General features: G+C 43.1%; 30 protein-coding genes. 28 read left to right on the top strand and 2 right to left on the bottom strand.

The features are described 5' to 3' along the window. Positions 1 to 40: 40 nt before the first annotated feature. Together BMW45_RS01865 and BMW45_RS01860 are read right to left on the bottom strand one after the other, a co-directional pair. Entirely contained in the window at positions 41 to 502 is a 462-nt protein-coding gene (locus BMW45_RS01865; protein WP_334292924.1) for an ImmA/IrrE family metallo-endopeptidase, read from the bottom strand. 16 nt (positions 503 to 518) lie between these two features. Continuing rightward, positions 519 to 1001: a helix-turn-helix domain-containing protein gene (locus BMW45_RS01860; RefSeq protein WP_092240301.1), complete on the bottom strand. Its 483-nt coding sequence runs from the start codon at positions 999 to 1001 to the stop codon at positions 519 to 521. 338 nt (positions 1002 to 1339) lie between these two features. On the opposite strand from BMW45_RS01860, the gene BMW45_RS28690 reads away from it, so the two are divergent. From BMW45_RS28690 to pgmB, 28 genes are all read left to right on the top strand, one after another. Continuing rightward, the gene (locus BMW45_RS28690) at positions 1340 to 1462 is read left to right on the top strand and encodes a hypothetical protein (protein WP_278320764.1); all 123 of its coding nucleotides are present in this window, start codon (positions 1340 to 1342) and stop codon (positions 1460 to 1462) included. Continuing rightward, positions 1455 to 1868, top strand: coding sequence for a phage tail terminator family protein (locus BMW45_RS01855; protein WP_092240300.1), 414 nt, complete (start codon positions 1455 to 1457; stop codon positions 1866 to 1868). Before BMW45_RS28690 ends, BMW45_RS01855 begins: the two co-directional genes overlap by 8 nt. 13 nt (positions 1869 to 1881) lie before the next feature. After that, positions 1882 to 2079 carry a hypothetical protein gene (locus BMW45_RS01850; protein WP_092240299.1) on the top strand — a complete coding sequence of 66 codons (198 nt, stop codon included), beginning with the start codon at positions 1882 to 1884 and terminating at the stop codon, positions 2077 to 2079. Beyond that, positions 2073 to 3371 carry a phage tail sheath family protein gene (locus BMW45_RS01845; protein WP_092240298.1) on the top strand — a complete coding sequence of 433 codons (1299 nt, stop codon included), beginning with the start codon at positions 2073 to 2075 and terminating at the stop codon, positions 3369 to 3371. Before BMW45_RS01850 ends, BMW45_RS01845 begins: the two co-directional genes overlap by 7 nt. Positions 3372 to 3387: 16 nt before the next feature. Continuing rightward, a complete protein-coding gene (locus BMW45_RS01840) occupies positions 3388 to 3861 on the top strand; it encodes a phage tail tube protein (RefSeq protein WP_054791516.1) in 474 nt (157 codons plus the stop codon). Positions 3862 to 3883: 22 nt separating this feature from the next. Next, entirely contained in the window at positions 3884 to 4312 is a 429-nt protein-coding gene (locus BMW45_RS01835; RefSeq protein WP_092240297.1) for a phage tail assembly chaperone, read from the top strand. 14 nt (positions 4313 to 4326) lie between these two features. Then, a complete protein-coding gene (locus BMW45_RS27680; protein ID WP_166433157.1) occupies positions 4327 to 4494 on the top strand; it encodes a hypothetical protein in 168 nt (55 codons plus the stop codon). A 58-nt stretch (positions 4495 to 4552) separates the two neighbouring features. Then, complete coding sequence (locus BMW45_RS01830) at positions 4553 to 6979, top strand: phage tail tape measure protein (protein WP_092246091.1); 2427 nt, start codon at positions 4553 to 4555, stop codon at positions 6977 to 6979. Further along, the gene (locus BMW45_RS01825) at positions 6979 to 7647 is read left to right on the top strand and encodes a LysM peptidoglycan-binding domain-containing protein (RefSeq protein WP_092240296.1); all 669 of its coding nucleotides are present in this window, start codon (positions 6979 to 6981) and stop codon (positions 7645 to 7647) included. The genes BMW45_RS01830 and BMW45_RS01825 overlap by 1 nt, the downstream gene beginning before the upstream one ends. A 10-nt stretch (positions 7648 to 7657) precedes the next feature. Next, entirely contained in the window at positions 7658 to 8614 is a 957-nt protein-coding gene (locus tag BMW45_RS01820; protein ID WP_092240295.1) for an XkdQ/YqbQ family protein, read from the top strand. Beyond that, entirely contained in the window at positions 8607 to 8921 is a 315-nt protein-coding gene (locus BMW45_RS01815; protein ID WP_092240294.1) for a DUF2577 domain-containing protein, read from the top strand. The genes BMW45_RS01820 and BMW45_RS01815 overlap by 8 nt, the downstream gene beginning before the upstream one ends. 16 nt (positions 8922 to 8937) lie before the next feature. Beyond that, the gene (locus BMW45_RS01810) at positions 8938 to 9339 is read left to right on the top strand and encodes a DUF2634 domain-containing protein (RefSeq protein WP_092240293.1); all 402 of its coding nucleotides are present in this window, start codon (positions 8938 to 8940) and stop codon (positions 9337 to 9339) included. Next, positions 9339 to 10394 carry a baseplate J/gp47 family protein gene (locus BMW45_RS01805; RefSeq protein WP_092240292.1) on the top strand — a complete coding sequence of 352 codons (1056 nt, stop codon included), beginning with the start codon at positions 9339 to 9341 and terminating at the stop codon, positions 10392 to 10394. The genes BMW45_RS01810 and BMW45_RS01805 overlap by 1 nt, the downstream gene beginning before the upstream one ends. Next, a complete protein-coding gene (locus tag BMW45_RS01800; RefSeq protein ID WP_092240291.1) occupies positions 10387 to 11304 on the top strand; it encodes a putative phage tail protein in 918 nt (305 codons plus the stop codon). The genes BMW45_RS01805 and BMW45_RS01800 overlap by 8 nt, the downstream gene beginning before the upstream one ends. A gap of 15 nt (positions 11305 to 11319) precedes the next feature. Then, positions 11320 to 11715: a phage tail-collar fiber domain-containing protein gene (locus tag BMW45_RS01795; RefSeq protein WP_092240290.1), complete on the top strand. Its 396-nt coding sequence runs from the start codon at positions 11320 to 11322 to the stop codon at positions 11713 to 11715. Positions 11716 to 11727: 12 nt separating this feature from the next. After that, positions 11728 to 12162: a hypothetical protein gene (locus BMW45_RS01790; RefSeq protein WP_092240289.1), complete on the top strand. Its 435-nt coding sequence runs from the start codon at positions 11728 to 11730 to the stop codon at positions 12160 to 12162. Next, a complete protein-coding gene (locus BMW45_RS01785) occupies positions 12155 to 13603 on the top strand; it encodes a glycine-rich domain-containing protein (protein ID WP_092240288.1) in 1449 nt (482 codons plus the stop codon). The genes BMW45_RS01790 and BMW45_RS01785 overlap by 8 nt, the downstream gene beginning before the upstream one ends. 27 nt (positions 13604 to 13630) lie before the next feature. Next, complete coding sequence (locus BMW45_RS01780; RefSeq protein ID WP_092240287.1) at positions 13631 to 13942, top strand: hypothetical protein; 312 nt, start codon at positions 13631 to 13633, stop codon at positions 13940 to 13942. Between the two features lies 1 nt (position 13943). Beyond that, positions 13944 to 14081 (top strand): XkdX family protein, encoded by a 138-nt coding sequence (locus tag BMW45_RS01775; RefSeq protein WP_092240286.1) that lies wholly within the window; start codon positions 13944 to 13946, stop codon positions 14079 to 14081. A 10-nt stretch (positions 14082 to 14091) separates the two neighbouring features. Then, positions 14092 to 14511, top strand: coding sequence for a phage holin family protein (locus BMW45_RS01770; protein ID WP_092240285.1), 420 nt, complete (start codon positions 14092 to 14094; stop codon positions 14509 to 14511). A gap of 92 nt (positions 14512 to 14603) precedes the next feature. Continuing rightward, entirely contained in the window at positions 14604 to 14759 is a 156-nt protein-coding gene (locus BMW45_RS27675; RefSeq protein ID WP_157724375.1) for a hypothetical protein, read from the top strand. 1 nt (position 14760) lies between these two features. Continuing rightward, positions 14761 to 15588: a peptidoglycan recognition protein family protein gene (locus BMW45_RS01765; RefSeq protein WP_092240284.1), complete on the top strand. Its 828-nt coding sequence runs from the start codon at positions 14761 to 14763 to the stop codon at positions 15586 to 15588. A 144-nt stretch (positions 15589 to 15732) separates the two neighbouring features. Beyond that, complete coding sequence (locus BMW45_RS01760) at positions 15733 to 16677, top strand: CPBP family intramembrane glutamic endopeptidase (RefSeq protein WP_242882857.1); 945 nt, start codon at positions 15733 to 15735, stop codon at positions 16675 to 16677. A 198-nt stretch (positions 16678 to 16875) separates the two neighbouring features. Beyond that, positions 16876 to 17895 (top strand): LacI family DNA-binding transcriptional regulator, encoded by a 1020-nt coding sequence (locus BMW45_RS01755; RefSeq protein WP_092240283.1) that lies wholly within the window; start codon positions 16876 to 16878, stop codon positions 17893 to 17895. A 22-nt stretch (positions 17896 to 17917) separates the two neighbouring features. Next, on the top strand, positions 17918 to 19276 hold the full coding sequence (locus BMW45_RS01750) for an ABC transporter substrate-binding protein (RefSeq protein WP_092240282.1): 1359 nt from the start codon (positions 17918 to 17920) through the stop codon (positions 19274 to 19276). Positions 19277 to 19362: 86 nt separating this feature from the next. Continuing rightward, positions 19363 to 20259 carry a carbohydrate ABC transporter permease gene (locus BMW45_RS01745; RefSeq protein ID WP_092240281.1) on the top strand — a complete coding sequence of 299 codons (897 nt, stop codon included), beginning with the start codon at positions 19363 to 19365 and terminating at the stop codon, positions 20257 to 20259. Positions 20260 to 20271: 12 nt separating this feature from the next. Then, positions 20272 to 21096 (top strand): carbohydrate ABC transporter permease, encoded by an 825-nt coding sequence (locus BMW45_RS01740; protein WP_092240280.1) that lies wholly within the window; start codon positions 20272 to 20274, stop codon positions 21094 to 21096. 17 nt (positions 21097 to 21113) lie between these two features. Further along, complete coding sequence (pgmB, locus tag BMW45_RS01735; protein ID WP_092240279.1) at positions 21114 to 24086, top strand: beta-phosphoglucomutase; 2973 nt, start codon at positions 21114 to 21116, stop codon at positions 24084 to 24086. Positions 24087 to 24092: the final 6 nt, after the last annotated feature.

The following is a 24092-nucleotide window of genomic DNA, read 5'->3' as shown; positions in this document are numbered from 1 at the left end:
ATAGTATATGTGGCAGAGGGGCGGCAAGACAGAAAAATTCTTACACTATCTTATAGATGTTAAAAGGTTCAAACAGTATCAGATAATTGTCTTTTTGCAGTCCTTTTCCGTATATTGCCTGATAGCAGTGAATGGCATCAAGCAAAAACTCTTCCGTTACATCCAAATGTTCCGCAATTTCGTACCCATTCCGGCATCCGGCTTCTTTTGCCGCCACCAGCTTATCAAGGGTTATCATTTTATTGTAGGCCCAAAGCCTTGCGGTACGTTCCTGCTTCTGGTTGGACACATCGGATTGGTCCAGAATATCGCCGGTGGTGGTATGGTAGTGTCCCAGCTCTTCCGCCAGAACGCAGGCCTTCTGACAATCTGTCATATCCTGGCGGATCAATATCTGGGTGCCTTTAATCCTACCGTCATTGGCTATCAGCGGCCGTTCCTTTATGATGATTCCATGGGAATCCGCTTCTTCTAATAAAGATTCATAGTTCAAATAAATCACCTCAATGAGTTATCTTTTATTCATCAAAAAAGGCATCATCGTGCTTCTTCATTTCTTCTGTCACCTCAATGTCGGTCCGTTCATGGGCTGCTACCGGTTTCAGGTAGGTTCTGCTGTCAGTATTAAAAATATTAACTGGGCTTTGGCTTTTTACGTATTCGGGGATATGAACCATTTCTCTGACACGTTTTAGGGCTTCTTTCTGACCTTTCTCATTTAAACGGTGAAAATTCTCAATCATTTCTCCGGCATATTCCCCGAAACGTCCGCTGATATAGTCAAAAGCGGAAGCAGTATCGCTTTCCCAACCCATGAGATAGGCTGGGGTTGTCCTCAAAGCATTGGCAATTGCTATAATCTTAGACTGGGGAAGCCCTCTTCCGTCTACCTCGATTTTATTAATGGAAGAACGAGATTTATAGCCAGCTTTCAGCGCCAGTTCTTCCTGTGAGATTCCAAGCTCTTCCCGTCTCCTTTTAATAATCTGTCCTATTTCCACAGGATCACCTCCATAGCGGTATTATATCACGGTGTAGAAAGATATTCAACAAAATTGCAAAATGTTGTTGACAAATATAGTACATGGGAGTATGATAACAAATGTAGACAATATGACTACAAAAGAAAAGGAAGAAAGTATGAAAGATACAGTTCGGCTTATTGATGAAATTAAATAGTCCGAACTGGAAAAGGGGCAATTGCAGCAAAATGAATCTTTCAAACGATTAAAAAGCTGTACAGGTTATTGAGGATTACATAATTGCGTAAAAATAGTATTTTTTTTACTAATCACGTAGACTAAATGACTACAATGGACGGTGAAAAAAGGAGAATCCTATGGAAGTGAAAGAACAAGGGAAGGTAAGAAGTCCGACAAAAAAGGAACGAATCTGGTATAGGGAAAGGCAGGTGCCGGAAGGAAAGGCTGGAGGCATAGGAAAGGGGGGATTACATGTATAACGAAATCATGGATGGAGTTATCAAACGGTTGGAAGAGTTTTTTCCGGAAGCCAGGATCGATACAAGCCCTTTTGGGGAAGGGATTTCTGAACCTTATTTTGAAGTCGGACTTTTAGAGACGTTTGAAAAGCCAGTGAACGGGCAGCGTTATTTCCGCAGCATAAGCATGTATGTAACGTATAACTGCCAGAATTCAGTACAGCCCTCAAGGGACAGAAATCTTGTTCTGGATGTTCTTATGGACAAACTGGAATACATTACTCTGGAAAACGGCTCTTTGATAAGAGGCAGCAGCAGAAAGGGAAAAAGCGAAGGGGAGGCCTTAAACTTCCTGGTGGATTATCAGGTCTACATTTTAAAAAACGGGGAGTCGGAAGAATTCATGGAAGATATTAAATTAAAATGAAAGAGGTGTTATCGTGGCAAAAAAGAACGTAAAAGAAACGGACGGGACCAGCGTAATACGTTATACAAAGGATCAGCTGATCAGTTCAGAAAAGTATCGTAATCAGAGGGACTTAATAAGTGCTTTGTTTGATGATAGGAAAGTATATTCTGTAACAGAAGCAGAAGAAATCATGAATCAATTTATGAAAGGAAAGGTGAAAGTATGTTAGGTGGAGGAAATTTTACAATTCAAAACAAAGTATTTCCTGGTGCATATATCAATTTTGTGAGTACTGCTTCGGCAGGTGCATCCATGGGAAACAGGGGGGTGGCAGCAATCCCTATGGTTCTTGAATGGGGACCGGAGAAAGAGATATTTGAGGTTACAGCAGAGGATTTCCAGAAAGGGTGTAAAGAAATTTTTGGCTATGCAATGGACGATGCGGCTATGCTTCCGGTCAGAGAGCTTTTCCGAAATATGACGAAGGGAATTTTTTACCGCTTGAATACAGGTACACATGGGGCAAACGAATATGGCACGGCAAAATACTCTGGTAACAGAGGAAATAATTTGATGACCATTATTGCGAAAAATGTTGATAATGATTCAAAATTTGATGTGAAGACCCTGTTTGCAGGAAGAGAAGTTGATTGCCAGACAGTCGCAGAGGCAAAAGAGCTGATAGATAACTGCTACGTCATATTCAAAAAGGATGCCGAATTGGCAGAGACGGCAGGACTTCCTTTTACAGGAGGTGCCAATGGCGCTGATGTGACAGGTGAAGATTATGCAGAATTCCTCGATAAGATGGAGAGTGCTTCCTTCCAGATTCTTTGCTGTCCTTCTGCTGACGGTAAGGTAAAAGCTTTGTTTACAGCATTTACAAAACGTATGAGGGATGAAGCTGGTGTGAAGTTCCAGACTGTATTACATCAGTATTCCAAGGCTGATTATGAGGGTGTCATTTCCGTTGAGAATGAAGCGGAAGAATCAGCTACAGGCCTTGTTTATTGGGTTGCAGGTGCAGAAGCCGCATGCCTTGTCAACAAGACCATTGAAAATAAAGTTTATGACGGGGAGTATACCGTTAAGGCTTCCTATACCCAGGCTCAGCTTGCTGATGCTATAAGGGCAGGCAAACTTATGCTTCACAGTGTAGGAAGTGAAATCAGGATTCTGACTGACAGTAATACTTTGGTTACTTACACAGAGGAAAAAGGGGAAGATTTCTCTAACAACCAGACGGTCCGCGTTCTGGACCAGATTGGAAATGACGTAGCTTCTCTTTTCCATACACGTTACCTGGGTAAGATTTCTAATGACGATGCAGGACGGGTAAGTCTTTGGAATGACATTGTTACATATGGAAAACAGCTGGCGGTGTTAAGGGCGATTGAAGCTGTAAATTCGGAAGAGGTTACTGTGGAAAAGGGACAGGGAAAGCGGTCCGTTGTGGTGAATTTCCCGGTGAAACCGATTAATTCCATGAGCATTTTATACATGACAGTAATTGTATCATAAGAAAGGGGTAATTAACATGAATAATATTACAATGGACGCATGGGACGCTATCAGCGCCACAAAAGCAGAGTGCTATATCACAATCGGAAATGAACGATATAATTTTATGCAGGCATTGAACCTGGAGGCTAAGATTGAAAAGGTAAAATCAGAGATCCCGATTTTGGGACGAGCCATGAAGGGGAATAAGACCGTGGGAATGAAAGGAAGCGGATCAGCTACTTTCCATTACAATACAAGCATTTTCCGGGATATTTTATATAAGTTCCAGCAGACCGGAAATGATATCTATTTTGATATCCAGGTGACCAATGAGGACCCTGCTTCCAGGGTAGGCCGTCAGACTGTGATTTTAAAGGATTGCAACTTAAATGGAGGAATTATCACCAAATTTGATGCAACAGGAGAGTACTTAGAAGATGAGTTTGAATTCACATTTGAAAGCTGGGAGATGCCTGAAAGATTCAGCAATCTTGCGGGAATGCAGTAAAAAAAGAAAGGAATAAAAGTATATGGGAGATTTAAGTTGTTTTTTAAGCCAGAATGCAGTTAAGGCGGAGCATGAAAAGTTTGTTGTTTCCAAACGTTTTTTAGGTCCGGGGAAAAAACCGGTGGAATGGGAGATTAAAGCCATTACCTCTAAAGAAGATGAATCCTTAAGAAAAGAGAGCACGAAAAGGGTTCAGGTAACAGGAAAAAAGGGACAGTATACCCAGGAGACGGATTATAACCTTTATCTTGGGAAGCTGGCAGCTGAATGTACGGTTTATCCTAACTTAAATGATAAGGAATTACAGGATTCCTATCATGTTATGGGGGCAGACGGGCTTTTAAAGGCCATGCTGACTGCAGGCGAATACGCAGGTTATCTGGAACGAATTCAGCAGGTGAATGGTTTTGATATTACACTGGAAGAGCAGGTTGAAGAGGCAAAAAACTGATAGAAGGAGGTGATATGGAAGCAAATATTGCTTACTATTGCCTCCACAAGCTCCACAAATGGCCTCATGAGTTTCTAAGCCTGGACAGGTATGAACGGGCGTTTGTTATGGCAGCGGTACAGCTTAAGCTGGAAAATGACAAGAAAGAGGCACAAAAGACGAAGAGTGCCAGAAAAAGATAGAAGAATGGAAGAGCATCTTTTAGGGTGTTCTTCCAAAAAAAGAAAGGAGGGAAAGCGTTTGGCAACAATACAAAATTCAATACAGCTTCAGGATGGAGCCTCCTCCGTGTTAATGAAAATCAATCAGTCAATCAATATTACAAGCCAGTCTTTTCGAAAATTCCAGATGGCGGCAGGTGGTTTTATGGGTCTGCCAGGGATGTCGGCTTCCATAACAGATATTCAGAGTATGGGAATTCAGTTTGAACAGGTCACTGAAGTAATCGTACAGGCCAAGGAAAAGCAGGAAGAGTTAAATAAAACCATTGATGATGGCAAGGGCAAACTCCAGGAAATGAAGAAACTCTGGGATAAAGCATTATCTGGTTTAGGTAAGATGGGAATCAACACCAGTCCTATGGATATATTCAACCAGGCAAATGATATAAAAGCAGCCGGAAATCTCATACAGTCCAGGACCGGAATGCAGGGGCAGGATCTGGATATGGCAAAGCAAAGTGCTAAAAATCTATATGTGGATAACATAAGCGGCAGTCCTGAAGATGCAGCAAAGAGTTTATCTTCGGTTCATCAGATGACTGGTCAGACAGGTGATAGCCTGGAGCAGCTTACAAGAGCAGGATTGCTCCTTGAAGACACCTTTGGTTACGGCCTGGCAGACAGTATCCGCACTGCAGGAGTGCTGCAGGAGAGGTTTGGAGCTACCGGTGCTCAGTCATTAGACTTAATCGTACAGGCAACCCAGGCTGGACTTGATAAAAACGGGGAACTGCTTGATACGATCAATGAATATTCTTCACAGTTTAAAAACTTAGGCTTTGAAGGGGCGGAAATGTTTAACATGCTGATTAATGGAGCGCAGAATGGAGAAGTATCAGTCAGCACTTTAGGTGAGGCTGTAAAGGAATTTTCATCAAGGGCTGTTGGCGGAGGAAAGGATGCTCAGGAAGGCTTTTCTGCTTTGGGACTTGACGCGGTTAATATGACAGAAGCATTTGGAAGCGGCGGTGACACAGCCAAACAGGCATTCCAGCAGACCATTGCCGCTTTAAGCAGTATGGAAGATCCTGTCAGAAGAAATATAGCAGGAATGAAGCTGTTTGGCAGCGCCTGGGGAGAGCTTGGCAGTGAAGGAATTATGGCATTGTCCAGCTTGGAAGGATCTGTAACGCTGTCAACGGAACACCTGGAAGAATTAAATAATGTGAAATACAACGATGCAGCCAGCGCGCTGAGTTCTTTGGCTAAGACCGTCAATATGGGGCTTGCTGGTCCCATGTCCGGTCTCGTAGAAAGTATAACAGAAAAATTAAATGATTTTACTGCAGGATTACAGGGTAATATAGGAGAAGCCAACGGGATTTTTGGTTCTATCGGCGTTGTAGCCGGAGCTGTAGGAAGTACCATCACAGATAATTGGTCTATTGTTGAACCTATTTTATGGGGGATTATAGCCGCTTTGCTTGTTTATAATTCTACTACAACATTGAAAACAATTTGTGATTTTGCTGGTGCAGTAGCAACTACGGCAATGACAATAGCACAAAAAGGTCTGAATACAGCATTTGCGGAATGTCCTCTTACCTGGATTATCATGTTGATCATTATTTTAGTAGCACTCTTCTATGCAGGTGTAGCAGCTGTTAATAAATTTGCCGGAACATCTTACAGTGCTACTGGGTTGATATGCGCAGCGTTTGCAGTTGCAGGAGCATATATTGCTAATAACTTAATGGGAGTATTAGAAATTGGTTTTGGGATCATTGAGTATTTTTACAACGGCTGGGTTGCTTTTGCAAACTTTTTTGGGAACCTGTTTAACGATCCGGTATCATCAATCATATATTTATTTGCAGATCTGGCAGATGGAGTACTTAATATTATACAAAAAATAGCAAAAGCCTTGGATTTTATTTCTGGTTCTCATATGGAAGACACTATAAAAGGTTGGCGGGATGGTTTGTCAGACATTGCCGATGAGCTTGCTGAGAAGTATGGAAATGGAACGTATGAAGTCAAGGCTGACAAATTGGATATGGATAAGACGCTTGCTGATTTCGGGATTGACCTGAATCGGTTTGGGTTAAAAGATTCTGCCCAAAAAGCGTATGCAGGTGGGGACAGAGCAGAAGATACTGCAAAGAAAAGATTTGAAGACATTAAAGAAACATTTGCCAGGCATAATCAAAATTCAGGTTTTAATCCGTCGGATGCGGCCGACAGCATTGCCCAGAGTACCGGTGATACTGCCATAAATACGGCAGCCATGGCAGACTTAATGGATATTTTGGATGAGGAGCTGAAATATATGCGGGATGCCGCAGAGCAGGAAATCATTAACCGCTTTACACTGGCGGAACTGAAGGTAGATGTAAATAACAACAACACCATAAAGAATATGACTGATTATGATGAACTGAATCGAAGGCTTGGTGATGCTACCAGCGAAATTCTTGCTTCGGCTGCGGAAGGAGTGAATTTTTAATGGCATATGAAGTTTATATTGACGATATATTTCTCCCTCTGCCTCCGGAAAAGATCCCTGTCAAGTATAGCGGGCAGAACAAGACGGTAAATCTGATAAACGGAGAAGAGATAAATTTGGTCAAATCCTTTGGACTCGCCGAAATAAGCATTGATGTAATCATTCCACAAATGGATTACCCCAGTGCGGTCTGGGATGGAAGTATTGACAGTGCGGAGGATTTTCTTGAAAGACTTCAGGATTTAAAGGAGGGTCAAAGCCCCTTTGAATTTACCGTTATCCGGCAAGGGATGGGAGGCAACAGTCTATTTGATACCAGCATGGATGTAACTCTAGAAGATTATAAGGTTACAGATGATGTAAGTGAGGGACTTGATCTTATTGTCTCGCTTACAATGAAGGAATATAAAAGTTATGGGACTAAAATAATGAATTTTACCATTGTTGAGGAGAAGCAGGAAATAGAGTCTGGGCAGCAGGAAGAGGAACGCCAGGGGGAGCCGCCGCCAGAAAAGAACTATACAGTTGCAAAGGGAGACTGTCTATGGTCCATAGCGAAAAAACAGCTTGGCAACGGGGGCCGGTGGCAGGAAATCCATAATCTGAACCGGGACAAAATAACAAATCCAAACGTTATTTATCCAGGACAGGTTCTCATTATGCCATAGGAGGTAGAAAATGGAAGCACATTTATATATCCAGAACGGCCAGACCGTATACGAACCGGTAGTGAAAGGAGCTATTACCTGGGAAACACAGCGCAGAGGGCAGCCAGGAAAGTGTTCTTTTACCCTGATCCCGGACAAACGACTCCAGATCGAGGAGGGCAATGCCCTCCGTCTGGATGTGGATGGGAAACCTGTTTTCTTTGGATTTATTTTTGAACGAAGCTGGAGCAGCGATGGAGAAATGAAGGTCACCGCTTACGATCAGCTTAGATATTTAAAAAATAAGGAGACTTATAATTACACGGATTTAACTGCCGGAGAGGTTATCCAGATGATAGCCAGGGATTATCATTTGAAAACGGGGGAATTAGAGGATACGAAAGACAGGATTTCCAGAAAGGAAAAGGATAAAACGCTATTTGATATTATTTTGAACAATCTGGATCTTGCAATGATACATACGAAAAACCTGTTTACATTTTATGATGATGCAGGAAAACTCACCCTGAAAAATATGGAGAACATGAAGCTTGACATCATGATAGATAACAAGACAGCGCAGGATTATGACTATAAGGTCAGCATTGACAACGATACTTACAACCAGATCAAACTGTATTGTGACAACAGTGATACAAAGCAAAGAGAAATCTATATGACAAAGCACACAGAAAATATCAATAAATGGGGGATTCTCCAGAAAGATGAGTCTATTGATAAAGGGGCAGACGGCCAGGCCATAGCGGAAACATATCTGACTTTGTATAACCGTCCATCCAGGACCCTGACCATCAAGGATGCCTTTGGAGATATCCGGGTACGGGCAGGCTGCCTGATTCCGGTATTCCTTGATATAAAGGATGAGGGAATAGAAAATTATCTGGTAATCGAGTCTGCAGCCCATAAAATTGACGAAGGAATACATACTATGGATTTGACATTGAGGGGGGCGAAAATCAGTGGCTGATTTAGAATGGATTGAAAATATAAAGCGGATCGTTATTCAGGCGGTTGAAGCAGGAGATCCATGTGACGTGATTCCGGGGACTGTAATAAAGGAAAATCCCGTTGAAATACAAATCGACCAGAAAACGATTCTATCCAAATCCCAGGTTATTTTGCCGAAGCAGTTTACAGAGCATGGGGAAGTGATGAATATTCCTGGGGTCGGAGAGGTGACTGTAACCGTGAAAAATGGATTAAAAGAAGGTCAAAAGGTTCTTTTGCTTCAGAAAAGGGGAGGACAACAGTACGTGGCAATAGGCACATGGTAGGAAAGGAGGTGTTGCTATGCTTCCGGTGACAGGTAATATTTTGGAACAGGATTTTAAAATGGTACAGATGCCGTCAAAGACCTTTCGGCTGGATACGGAAAGAAAGCGGGTAATCGGAACGGTAGATGGTTTGGAGGCGGTAAAGCAAGCGGTTTTCTGCATTCTTAATACAGAACGGTTCGACTGGCTCATTTATAGCTGGAATTATGGCGTGGAGCTTAACGGCTTATTCGGGAAGTCAACAGGGCTGATAAAAGCAAAGATCAAAAAAAGAATCAAAGAAGCGTTGCAGCAGGATGACAGGATTCAGAGTGTTGATACATTTTCCTTTGAAGGTAATGGGAAAATCCTTCATGTAAGGTTTATGGTTCATACCACTTATGGTGAAATTATGATGGAAAAGGAGGTGAGTATTTAATGCATGAGGATATGACGTATGAAGTTATTTTGAGGCGGATGTTGGATAGAGTTCCAAAAGATCTGGATAGGAGAGAAGGATCCGTCATTTACACGGCTTTGGCTCCGGCAGCAGCAGAAATTGCAATTACGTATATTGAATTGGACCATGTTTTAAAGGAAATGTTTGCTGATTCAGCAAGCCGAGAGTTTTTAATTCGAAGGGCAGCAGAGCGTGGAGTAATACCAAAAGCCGCTACATATGCAGAATTAAAAGGAGAATTCAATATAGAAATACCTATAGGCAGCCGTTTTTCATTAAATGTTTTTAATTACACAGTTGTAGAGCGATTAGGTACTGGTGAATATAGAATGCGATGCGAGACAATAGGAGCAGCTGGAAACAGCAACTTCGGCAGGCTAATCCCTATTGAATATATAAAAGGGCTGACAAAGGCAGAATTGACGGAATTATTAATACCTGGAGAAGATGAGGAAGAAACAGAGCGGTTTCGTAAGCGCTATTTTAATAGTTTAAAATCACAGGCGTATGGCGGAAATATAGCAGATTATAAAGAAAAGGTATCTGCAATTTCCGGAGTGGGAGGGGTAAAGGTCTTTCCTACATGGGCCGGTGGTGGAACTGTGAAGCTGGTTATTATTGATTCATCTTATAGTATTCCTACTGCTGATTTGATTCAAGCAGTACAGGATGAAATTGACCCAGAGCCGAATCAAGGGAAAGGTTATGGACTAGCACCTATTGGCCATGAAGTAACAGTAGTTGGAGCAGAGGAGGAGAAAATATCTGTTGTAACTAATATTACATATCAAACAGGGTATGATGCTAGTCGGTGCTTTGGTGATATCAGTAATGCAATAGATGACTATCTGGCAGAACTAAACAAATCCTGGCAGGAGGTTAGTGAAAACGTAGTGAGGATTTCCAGAATTGAAAGCAAACTGCTCGATGTGGAAGGAATACTTGATGTGTTTGATACAAACATCAATGGAAAAAGAGGAAATTATGTAATTCCATCGGACAGGATAGCTGTGAGGGGTGAAATTCATGTATGATCGGAGAGAAAATGATTTGAAATCTTATTTCCCGGACTACGTTAAGGAATTTGTTGAGTTTGACAGTATCGCCAAACTAGAAGCCAAAGAACTCAAAGTTCTTTGTGATGGTTGCCAGGATCTTTGGGACGCTGGATTCATTTTGACGGCAGACTATCAGGGAATAAAGAAGTGGGAGCTGTTTTTGGGTTTAAAACCAGAGCCTCAATTCACTCTTGATGAGAGAAGGTCAGCAGTTCTGGCAAATTGGAATTACCAACTCCCTTACTCGAAGAGTAAATTAGGAGAACAGCTAACAGCATTGCTAGGTGAAGACTATGAATTATATATTTTTCATCATATTTATAAATTAAAGCTTGTGGTGAAGGAGAGGCCGATAACTGTCTTGAAAAGTATTCAAGGAATGATTCGGGAAATGATACCAGCCAATTTGGAGACGTTTTTTTTAAGCAAATATCAGGAAAATTATAATATTCAGACTTCTTGTAAAAATTCAATCCGCTACTGGACAGGCTTTTATCCTCGCTATAATCTGCCTCACTTATATTTGGACAATCTATGGTCATTAGATGGCAGCCGCAGGCTGAATGGGTATAACAGTGGAGAATTTATCGATTTTTATCCAATAAGATCCAGATTTGGGGTGAATGTTCCTGAATTTGTACAAGCGACAGAACGAATAAAAGTACCTACGGTAACTGTGGAGCGAATTACCACAGGTAATAATATTTTGAGATTTAGAACTGACTTAAGGGGAGATATACAATGCAAAGAGAAAGTGGCTTTTGCATCTGAAACAGAGGAACAGGTAACAGCAGGTCCTACCCGCGTTATGAACGTAAATGTAGTGAATAACACTTGGAAATTAGATAGAAGGCGTAAGTTAAATGGTGGCTTATCAATTTTATAAGAGAGGAAGAGAAAAATGACAAAAACATCAAATGGAGTAATAACAACAACAGGCAGGAAGAAGTTCTGCAAGGCTCATGCCGGGGATATAACACTCCCGACTATCACGCACATGGCATGGGGAGACGGAGGCGTGGATGAAAACGGACAGCCTAAGACAACAACAGGCAATGAAATTGGGCTTTACAATGAGTTAATGAAGAAAGAAATAGAAGCGCATGCATACACAAATGATGCGGAATCGACATGCCGTTTTACTGCTACTCTGGATAAGGGCGAACTAACAGGAAGAGAAATATCGGAAATGGGGTTGTTCGATTCGGACGGCGATCTAGTTGCTTATCGGACATTTATGCGTAAAGGAAAAGATGCGGACATTCCTCAGATTTATGATATGGATGAAATTTTTTAAGGAGGTTTAATTATGATATTTTGCAATGTAAAAAATCCGCCTGAATATACCACGGAAATCAGAAAATGGGACAGAGAGACTCTGGCAGACGGTCAGGAAATGGCTTTTGAAATAGAACAGCTTTTCAATAATACTTTCTATAATAAGAAGATTCAGGAGCAGCATGAGCGGCCCATAGAGGTCATTATTTCTGCATCTGGCTGGAGCAATATGATTCCATACAGCCAGAAAGTTGCGGTAACTGGGATAAAAGCATCAGATAACCCGGTAATCAGCCCATGTACTCCAAAGGAATTATCTCCGGCAGAGGTGAAACTTAGAAGAAAAATGGTTGGAATGATAACTGATGGGGAAACAGAAGACGGATATGTAACGTTTTACTGCGGAGAAAAGAAACCGACCGGAGATTTCAGCGTTTATTTGAGAGGGGTGAGTGACAATGGGTAAAGTGATTATCGCCGGGGGCGGCGGATCAGGAGTAGGTTCAGATGAATGCACGGCTACAAAGGCGGAGGTCTTAAAGGGATATAGTGTGATTACAGCTGACTCTTATGATGAGGTGGTAGAAGGTACATTAGAGCTTACCGGTGACGTATCAGATAGTCAGGTACTGGAAGGTAAATCATATTATAACTCGAATCCCAAGATTAAGAGAAAGGGTTCTATGGTAAACCATGGTGCTGTGTCCCTGAGTTTGAATGCTGGTGCATCCTATACAGTGCCTGCCGGTTTTCACAATGGGGGAGGTAAGGTTACTGCAAATAGCCTTGCAAGCCAGACTTCTGCTACAGCTACTGCAGCACAGATTTTAAATGGGCAAACGGCTTGGGTGAATGGAAGTAAACTTACAGGGATTCTTTCAGTAAACAGTATATTAAATTTTAGTGCGGCCGCATACAGTACAAACCAAATTTTATTACAATGGCAGAATCCGTATGCGGCCGGAGGGAAACCTTTTAGCGGAGTATTTATTAACTATTCTACCGATGGATATCCGGGAACTGGTGGAACCAGAATATATACAGGATATGGTAATAATGCAACATCTGGTGGCTGGTCACAAGTTATTGTTACGATGCCCTCAATTGGTACTACTTATTATTTTAGTGCTACAGCTTATATGTCTGGTTCCCCTTCGGATATGTGGGGAAATACATTAAATGCTGCTGCTTCCACTACATCAAGAGGTCAGCAAGTATTTACTTCTTCTGGCACATTTACTGTACCTGACGGAGTTCGAAGCATTGATTTATTTTGTGTAGGTGGCGGTGGTAGCGGCGGCGGTGGCCGGAGACTTAATGATAATTCAGGCGGAGGCGGAGGTAGCGGAAAAACCTCTACAATCAAAAGCGTAGGTGTTGTACCAGGACAACAGTTTTCTGTAGTGATAGGAGCCGGAGGTGCCGCTGTAGAGGGCTTTTCTAGTGGTAGTAAAGGTGGTGAAACTAAAGTAATGAACGGATCCACAACTTTAGTCTTCGCGGATGGAGGCGAAGGAGGAGCTATGGGCGGTTATGGTGGCTCTGGTGGAAGTGCAGGAGGAAAAGGAGCTTATGCAGTAAAAAAAGGAGGAACCAATGCACAAAATGGAGCTTCCGATGGCGGCAGTACTAGCGCCTCTGGTCAAGGTACAACGACAAGAGCATTCGGAGAATCTTGGAATACACTATATGCCGGTGGCGGTGGTGGCGGTGGAAGTCTACAATATGCCGATACAGATAGAGCATTTGGCGGAGCTGGCGGCGGCGGAAATGGTGCTAATGCAATGGGGGCTGCTGGATCTAATGGGGCAGCAGGAACTGGAAGTGGTGGTGGTGGTGGATATACCTATAGCACTCCAGGTGGAGGATATGCTGGCGGTTCTGGTATTTGCATTATAAGATGGTAATAATAAAAATTAGAAAGGGAAAATAAAATGATTGTACATCAAGTATTTGCACAGATAAGTAAAAAAGAAATAAAGAATATTATTGTATGTGATAATTATGAAACAGCAAATAGATTGACAAGGGCAGCTTATGGAAATGAAGCATATGCGGTTGACTGTTCACAGTATCCATGCGGGATAGGTGATAGATATCATGACGGAGCTTTTTACCGTGTAAACGACGATGGGAGCAAAGGGGTGATCAATTATGTACCTACTGCAGAGCAGCAGGTGCCAGCGTTGTATGCCCGGGGATCCTACTTAGCCATGATGTCCGACATCGATGTAGAAGGAGTATAATATGAGTAAGTTTGAAAAGGTAAAAGGATATTTTGATGCAGGATTATGGTCTGAGGGAATGGTATATAATGCCGTAGACCGCTGGATCACAGCCGATGAATTCTGGGAGATTACCGGAAAAGAATATAAAGAAACGTGAGAAAATATGAATGAAAAACACATTATGTACAGTTTTGGGAGTGGTAGGTAGCTTTATAGCATCTTTATTTGGGGGATGGGATACCGGTATCGGAACTTTAATACTTTTCATGGCCATTGATTTTCTTTCAGGCCTGGCAGTAGCCGGAGTATTCCATAAAAGTATAAAGACAGAATCCGGAACACTTGAATCGAAAGCAGGATTTAAAGGCTTATGCAGGAAGTGTATGACGCTCCTATTTGTACTGGTGGCCCACCGCCTGGACCTCTCCCTAGGAACCCCTTACATACGCGATACAGTCATCATAGGTTTTATGGCAAACGAACTCATATCTATAGTAGAGAATGCAGGCCTTATGGGGCTGCCTCTCCCAGCGGCTCTTTTTAAAGCCATAGATATTTTAAACAAAAAATCACAAACATCACAATAACTACGAAAAGCCCATCAAAAGCCCATCTTTAATCCCGGTACATTCCCTCCCAATAAATCATATAATAATAACAGAAAGGACAAGGTGATTTAATGGTTAAAAGCGAAGCAACAGAAACAATGCCAAACATAGAGCTTTTGGGAATACAGGAAAATCTAAAGAATTCCGATTACACGGAGATTGAACGTTTCCGGGAATCCTTTGATGCAGACGAGATGGGCTTTGTGGGCCTAAGGGAAGGAATTTGATATGGAAGTTCAAAAATTATTGACACCATACAACTACAGTAACGGTCAGATCGACCGAATAAAATATATTGTAATACACTACGTAGGAGCTCTTGGAGGAGCAGAAGCAAACTGTAAATATTACGCTTCCCAATACATTGGGGCCAGCGCCCATTATTTTGTCGGATTCAGCGGAGAAATATGGCAATCCGTTGAGGACAAAGATATTGCATGGCATTGCGGAGCAAAAACATATACCCATCCGGAATGCCGCAACAGCAACAGCCTGGGAATAGAGCTCTGTGTCAGGAACAATGGAAGTCAATCAGAAACAAGCAGAGACTGGTATTTTGAAGATGCAACAGTAGAGGCTGCCGCCCTATTAACAAAAGAACTGATGAAGCAGTACAATGTCCCGGCGGATCATGTAATCCGCCATTATGATGTAACGGGAAAAATCTGTCCCAACCCTTATGTATACAATCATACTGAACATACCTGGGATAGCTTTAAAGCAGCACTTGCAGAAGCGCAGCATAAATCAGGTTGGATTGAAGAAGAGGGTGGATGGAGATTCTACTTAGGGAATACCGGAAATTATGTTACGAACGATTGGTATAAGGACGGAGAAAACTGGTACTGGTTCGATGGTGCCGGATTTATGGTAAAAGATACATGGAAAACCGGGTCAGATGGCAAATGGTATTATTTAAATAACAACGGTTCAATGGCAAAAAACCAGTGGATCATCTGGAAAGAAGAGCTGTACCGGGTTACGGAAGACGGAAGCATGTTTGAAGGAAAAATGAATCTGAGCACTGATGAAAAAGGTGCCCTGCATATTGTCTGAAAAAAGACGGGAGCCCGGCAATCCGGCCCCGTCTAAAATTATGGAAGCCATCGAAAGATGCTGGAAAATATTCATACACTATGCTAAAATTGCCTGTATAGCAGATTATTGTGTATCCCATGGAGTTTATCAGAAGAAGATCCAATGAATCAGAGGCTGCGGAACTTTTCCAACTTCATAAACAACAGTCAGAGAGGTAACCCTATGCTGGACTATAAACGAAAACCAATTCCAATCATTCTTATGCTCTATGCCATTTGCTTTGCATTCCGGACAATAGAATATTTCATATTCCGTACCGACCAGTCGTTGATCGGCGAAGCATTTATACATAAAGTGGCCGGTATTCTACTGTTGGTGTTCTCCAGCCCATTTTTCCGGTACTCATGGACAGAAGTAGGTTTTTCTCCTGAAAAGGCTCTCCGAACTATGTTATTAGGAGCATTGCTTGGCGCCGTTGTTTTTACTGCAGGCTATGGTATTGAAATACTGATTCAATTATCAACAGGCAATTTTTCAGGACTTAAGTTTTACGTAACCAGCTATTCCGTTTTAGGCAACCGGGGGATGCAAAGCGGCATTCTGTTTATCATGATCTGTATAGCAGGAAACATGATCAATGTGATAATGGAAGAGGGAGTTTTCCGGGGATTGTTTGTCCGGCTGGCTGAAGAAAAGCATTCGTTTCCTGCCGCATGTATCCTGTCTTCTGTTCTCTTTGGAGTCTGGCATATCATGCAGCCCTTAAGAAATGTAATAGACGGCAATCAGTCCATGGCAGGTGCATTTATGGCTGGCCTGATTCTGGTGGTTACCAGCACTCTGCTTGGAATTCAGTACTGCATGCTTTACAAGCTCACAGGATCCCTGTGGGCAGGAATGGCAGCTCATTTTGTGAATAACACCACGGCCAATCTGCTGCATGTGGTTTCGGCTTCCGGTGTGGATGAACTGCTGACTGTCCGCATTACCATTGCACAAACCCTTTCATTTCTCATAGTACTTTTCTTTTATATCTCTCGTAAAAGAAATAGCTCCCATCCGTGTGGAAGAGATAAGAACAATCTTCTTAAACAAACGTCCGGATGAAAATGTGCATAAAAATAACGACGATAATTCGGCATTTATAACAAACAATATAAAATATATTGACACAGGCCTAAGAAAATGTTATTTTGTAATCATCAAAAACGTTTTCGTAAGTAGGTATTTCATGCAACACTTCTAAAAAGAGGTGTTTAAAAAAACCAAAGACCAAAAACGTTTTTGGAAAAAACGAGGTGTAGAATGGCAAAATCAATTTATGACGTGGCACAGGAAACGGGATTATCAGTAAGTACGGTATCAAGAGCATTAAACGGATACAGCGATGTATCGGCCAAAACCAGGGCGCGCGTGGTGGAGGCGGCGGAAAGACTTGGGTACGTTCCTAATACCAGTGCCAAAAATCTGTCTTCAAAGAACAAAAAGAATGTGGCTTTGCTCATCTGCGGACTTTTGGAAGAGGCCCAGTCTAACGAGTTCATGATGAATGTTATCCAGGGGGCTTATACTTACATGATGAAGCATGAGATCAATCTGGCCATGTATTCCATTGGGAAGGAAGAACAGGAAAAAAAGGATTTTGACACATTTTGCAGAGAATATTCATTATCAGGGGCCGTAATTATGGGTCTCAGGATAACGGATCCTCTGGTAAAAAGCCTGCCTCACTCCGCCCTGCCCTGTGTGTCCATTGATATCCAGCTGGACGGAGCATACACATCAGCAGTCATGACAGATGACAGGAAGGCATTTGAGCAGGTTACTCAGTACGTGATCGATCGTGGGCACCGGAAACTGATTCTTGTTTATGGGCGGAAGAAGTCCGATGTTTCCATCAGACGTCAACAGGGTTACTTAGATGCCCTTGAAAAGAACGGCATTGATCCCAAAAGCTGCAAAGTGATCTATACGGACTTTATGGAACAGAAAGCGTATGAAGGAACTAAGAAACTGCTGAAGGAATATAAAGAGGAGGCTGGGACCGCGTTTGTCTGCATGAGCGACTTAACGGCCATAGGCGTTTTAAGAGCAGTTCAGGAGCTGGGATATCAGAGCCCAAAAGATTTTTCCATTACCGGTTATGACGGCAACTACTTTATGAAATACATTGATCCTTTTATCACCCGCGTCAACCAGAATATGTGGCAAAAAGGTTACGATGCGGCAAAGCTTCTCATGAAAATGGTGAATGACGAAAAGTATTCCAGGGTTCATATGACAAAATATTTTCTTGAGGAAGGCAAGAGTGTGAAGCAATTGTAAAAAAATATTAAGGAGGATATTTATGAAAAGAAAATTGGCGGGGATTATGGCAGCTGTTATGGCTGCGGCAACGTTGATCAGCGGCTGTTCCGGTGGGAACAGTAAAACAACGGCACCAGGGGCAGGCAATTCTGAAAATGCATCGGGGAAGGAAATACAGATGACTTTTCCAACCTATCTGGCAGGTGAAAATGTTGGAGCTGTTTTCTTTCTGCCCGAAGTTGAACGGTTTAATCAGAAGTACGCAGGCAAGTATAAGATCGTGATCGAGGAGGTTCCTCAGGCCCAGTATGCGGAAAAAATCAAGCAGTTGGCCCAGCAGAATAAACTTCCTGCCATTGTCCATGCACCTGGCTCCGGAGGTATCGATCTTCAGTGGTTTAAGAGCGTAGTTCTTGCCAATGGCATGGCATATGACTTAAGCGAATTTGCAAATGCTAACCCGGAGGTAAAAAATAACTGGATTGATGACTCCATGGATTACTGCACCGTGGACGGAAAACTCATCTGCAAGCCCCTATCCGTGTTAAAGCCTGTGGGTCTGTATTATAACAATACCATGTATAAGCCGGAAAAAGCCGTTAAGGATATGAAACTTGACGAGTTCATGGAAAGCATCGGAGATAACAAGTTTGCATTCCAGACCGCGGAAAATGCCTGGACATCAGGACTTCTCCTTACTGCCCTTATTGCCAATCAGGAGGGGGGAGAGACGTATCTGGCTCAGTATGTGGATGACAAACTTTATGATTACACCGATGCAAAGATCGTTTCCGCTATATCCATTTTGCAGAAACTCCTTCAGAGTAATGCATCAGCCAATACCATTGGTGCAGCTTACGCAGATGCAGCCAATGCATTTATGAGCAAGAGTGCTGCCATTATATGCAACGGTTCCTGGATGGCCTCTGATTTTGATGAAGAATCAGCAGACAAGTGGTCAAATGGATTTACTGGTGAGGAAGTGACTTCAGATATTTATCCAGGAAATTTTGCTATTGCCAATCCGAGAGTATTCGGTGAATTCTGGATCGCAAATACCGCTTCTGATGAGGAAAAAGAGCTGGCAAAAGCCTTCTTTGCTTTCCGCGATTCCAAGGAAGAAATCGAGCAGCTGGTACTGACCGAAGGCGGAGTGGCTCCGAAGCTTGATTACAGCTCCGAATTCTTAAAGAAACAGGCAGAAAACCGCATCTTATCCCAGCTTGCCGAAAGCATGGATGAAAATACCAGATACACAGCATCTATTTTCGATGTGATGCCGGCTTCCGTTGCTGATACGGAATTTGGTAAGCTGCTTCCTAAGCTTGCAGACGGAACTCTTACGCCGGAGGAATTCTGCAGCCAATTGACTCAGAAAGCAGAAGAAGCTAAAAACTAAACATCGTACATGGGAATTAAATACTGTTGCAAAAGCCTGTGAAAACAGGTGTATTGCAGCAGTATTTTTAGAAAGAGGGGAAGAAAATGAAAGCAGGAAAATCAAATTCCACTGTTTTGGAGAGAAGGAATTATAAGTGGTGCTACTTATTTTTGCTGCCCTCCCTCCTGATATTTTTGCTGTTTTACTTATCACCAATCCTTACAGTAATCGCCACCTCCTTTACCAAGTGGGATGGCTTCAATAAACCGGTTTTCATAGGGCTTAAAAATTACATCGATCTTTTTCATTCCAAAACCTTTCTCATATCTTTGAAAAACCTTCTAGCCTGGTCCGTGATTGCCGCAACTTTCCATGTGGGATTCGGCGTGCTGATGGCATTTGTACTGTATGCAAAGCCAAAAGGATGGAAATTCACCAGAGTGATTTTTATGGTGCCTAACGTGATCTCAGCGGCTGCCTGGGCCATGATATATAAATTCATCTTCAATGACGATATGGGTATTTTAAATAACCTGATCCGAAAGTTTTCACCGGACTTTCATGTCCAATGGTTCTTCCAGTCCCCATATGCATTCTGGGCGGTTACATGCACCTGGATCTTTTATGCGGTGATTGTAACCCTTGTGGTATTAAATGATTTGATGGCAGTCCCGGAGGAAGTGGTGGAAGCCGCCAGGGTAGACGGGGCATCCCCATGGCAGCTGACCCGTCATATCATGCTTCCCCTCTGCAGAAATGCCATTGGAACCGGAGTGATCTGTTCCATTACTTCCAGGATCGCCATGTATGAACAGATCAGGCTGACGACCGCAGGCGGCCCTGGGGACGATACCATGAATATACCGCTAATCCTGGTCAATTCTATATCTGATATGAAATACGGATACGCCAATGCCAACGGTATGGTCATGTTTGCTTTGGGCCTGATCATTCTGGCAGCTGTCCATATTACATTCCGTATGAATGACAGCATCTATTAGGAGGAGGGGCAAATGAAGAAAAAAATAACTGTATTTTGTATGTATTTTCTTATGATCTTTACTGTGATCATATCGGTCTTTCCGATTCTCTGGGTGATCATGTCATCCTTTAAAACAAATGCCCAGATTCTTGGAAATCCATTTACACTGCCGACTTCCATAAGTTTTGAACCATATATATACTTATTCGAGAAATATGATTTTCTGCGGTATGCGGTCAATTCCTTTCTGGTCTGCATTACTTCAACGCTCCTGTCGCTGCTGTTCTTTGCCATGGGCGCTTATGTGATCGGAAAGTACCGCTTTCCAGGAAAATCACTGATCTTTGCCCTGTTTACCATTACCCTGCTGGTCCCTTCCCATTCCAAGGCACAGCCTATCTTTTCCCTGATCATGAAGATAAATCTGTATGACAATATCTGGGGGCTGGCGGTGGTTTACTTATCTATGGGGCTTGCAATGTCCGTGTTTATCTTAAAATCCACCTTTATGTCCATTCCATCATCTTTGGATGAGGCGGCCAGGCTGGAAGGGGCTGGTTTTCTCCGGGTATTCTTCCAGATTAACCTTCCTCTGGCAAAAGGCGGATTGGCTACGGCCGGGATTCTTATGTTTTTGAATAACTGGAATGAATTTTTTTATGCTTCCCTGCTGACCTCTTCCAATAAGAACAGGACTCTGCCGGTGGCGCTGCAATTTTTTACCGAATCATTTTCATATGACTACACAAAGCTGTTTGCCGCTTTGACCCTTGTCGTGCTTCCGGGCATCATTTTATATGCGCTGGCTCAGGAGCAGGTACAGGCCAGCGTTGCGGCATCAGGAGTAAAAGGCTGACAATATAGGAGAGCATAATGATTAACACAATGAATTTTTTGAAGGGTCAGGGAGATTTAAAAAACTGGCTGATGGAGGAAACGGAATTTGATGCCCGGAACCTGGGAAAATACGAGGCGGTTTTTGCCCAGGGAAACGGATACATAGGGATGCGGAACGCTCTGGAAGAGCGGTATGTGGAAGAGGTGAGGAACACGTTCATCACCGGAACCTTTAATAAAGCGGGAGATGAAGAGGTGACGGAACTTCCTAATCTTCCGGATGTAACGGCTATGGATATCTATGTTGACGGATACCGTCTGAACCTGCAGTCAGGTAAGGTCATGGAGTATTCCAGGATCATGAACTTAAAGAACGGAGAAACTACCAGAAAGGTTGTGTGGGAATGTCCATCGAAGACTCTGGTAACGGCTGTTTTTAAACGGTTTGTATCCTTAAAAAATGAACATGCTGCGGCGGAATATCTGGAGCTGTCCTGTGACGGCAGCGCGCAGCTGGTGATTGAAACGGGAATTCATGGGGATGTGACAAACCATGGAGCCATGCATTTTGAGAATTTAAGGCGCAGGATCTATGACGGTATCACCATGCAGTTCCTGGCAGAAACCACCGAGTCCCGGGTGCTGGCGGCGGTCCACAGCGCCTGCAGGATAAGCCGGGAGGAAAAGCCTCTTCCGGTTATGGGCAGAAGAAATATGGATCTGCGCTGGTCCGTAAAAGCAGAGGCCGGTGAAACCATCCGCCTGGAAAAGATATCCTGCTTTCATTCTTCCAGGGATCTGGCTTACGAAAAGGAAGAGCAACCCGATATTCTTAATCGGCTAAAAGCAGACGGCATGGAGTGTTTACAGACCGAATTTGAAAAGGGATATGACAGACTGCTGGCGGAGTCAGAGGCAGTGTGGAAAGAATTCTGGAAAGACCATGAGGTGACCATACGGGGAAATGATGATTTTGATCAGCTTGCCCTCCGGTTTGCCCAGTATCATCTGAATATTATGGTGAAAAAGGATGACAACCGGGTAGGGATCGCTGCAAAGGCTTTGACTGGGGAAGGCTATAAGGGCCATTCCTTTTGGGATACGGAAATGTTTATCCTGCCTTATTTTACTTTTACGGAACCCCAAATTGCCAGAACCCTTCTGGAATACCGTTACAGAAATCTCTATGGCGCCCGAAAAAAGGCTGCTGAAAATGGCTGGGAAGGGGCCATGTATCCATGGGAGTGTGCCTGGATCGATGACGGCGAGGTAACTCCCTTATATCTTGGTACCGACGTGGTAACGGGCAAGGTGCAAAAGTGCCTGACAGGATTAATCGAGCATCATATCAGCGCGGATGTGGCTTATGCGGTATGGCAGTATTACCAGGCCTCCGGAGATCAGGACTATATGGACCGGTACGGATATGAAATCATATTGGATACGGCTCTTTTCTGGTCCAGCCGATTAGAATGGAATGAGAAAAAGGGCTGTTACGAAATCCTTGATGTGATCGGGCCGGATGAGTATAAGGAGCATGTGGATAATAATGCCTATACCAATTATATGGCGGATTATAATATGGGGCTGGCGGAACGTATTATGGAAACTTTGCCAAAGGAAAATAAGGATGTTTCAGACTGGCTTGATGAGAAGTTCCATTTTGACCGGTTAAAACAGAGGCTAAAGGAAAAGAGGGCAAAGCTCTACTTACCGGTGCCCGGGGAAAACGGCATTGTTCCTCAGACCGACCAGTATATGAGCTTGGAGCCCATTGATCTGGCACCTTATAAGGCCTCCGGAAAGGTCCTTGGTATCCACCAGGATTATAATATGGAGCAGATGGGCAAACTCATGGTTTCCAAACAGGCTGATACCGTCATGCTGGATTTTGTGATGCCTGATCTATTTTCCTTGGAAACGAAAAGAAAGAACTTTGTATTTTATGAAGATAAGACCCTTCATGATTCATCCTTAAGCCGCTGCGTTCATGCAGTTTTAGCCAATGATTACGGAATGGAGGACATGGCCTACCAAATGCATCAGGCAGCATGCTCCATCGATCTGGGACCCAATATGAAATCATCGGAGGAGGGAATTCACAGTGCCTCCATCGGAGGGATCTGGTTAAGCTGTGTCATGGGCTTTGGGGGGCTGAGGATCCGCCGTGGCGGTCTTGAACTTAATCCAAAACTTCCTAAGGCCTGGGAAGAGCTTCGATTTCCACTGGTATGGAAGGGCCAGAAGCTGACGGTTACAGTGGATAAGAAAGGCGCTACAATTGCAAACAACGGAAACAGCCCGGTGTCTCTTATGGTATTCGGAAGAAACAGCAGGGTGGAACCGGAAGCATCTGTTTATGTAGAAAAGAAAACCTATGAGGCGGTTATTTTTGATTTGGACGGCGTGATCTGTCATACCGATCATTATCACTATCTTGCATGGAAAGAGGTGGCAGATGAGTTGGGAATTTATTTTGATGAGATCATCAATAACCGGCTGCGGGGTGTCAGCCGGAAGGAGAGCTTTGATATCATACTGGAACGTTATGATAAGGTCATGAGGGAAGAAGATAAGGAAAGATATCTAGCAAAGAAAAATGAAGGTTATAAAAAGCTGTTGGAAGGCATGACCCCTTCCGATTTGCCGGAGGAAACAAAAGATACATTGATGGAGCTTAGAAAACGGGGGGTTAAGCTGGCAATTGGTTCCTCCAGTAAGAACGCAGGACTGATCTTAAAGCAGTTGGGATTGGAACATTTTTTTGATGCCGTCTCTGACGGAAATTCAATCACCCATTCAAAGCCCCATCCGGAAGTATTTCAAAAGGCAGCAACCATGCTAAACTGCAAGGTGGAAAACTGCCTTGTAGTAGAAGATGCCGAGGCAGGACTTATAGCAGCAAAATCTGGCGGAATGGATTGCGGAGCAGTGGGAGATGCGGTAAAATCTTTATTAGCAGATTATAAGCTTTCAGCCTTCAGTCAGCTGCTGGAGATCGTCGGATAAGGAGGA

Origin of the sequence: Lacrimispora sphenoides (assembly GCF_900105215.1) — a bacterium.
Taxonomy (GTDB): Bacteria; Bacillota; Clostridia; order Lachnospirales; family Lachnospiraceae; genus Lacrimispora; species Lacrimispora sphenoides_A.
This window is presented reverse-complemented; position numbering and strand designations above follow the sequence as displayed.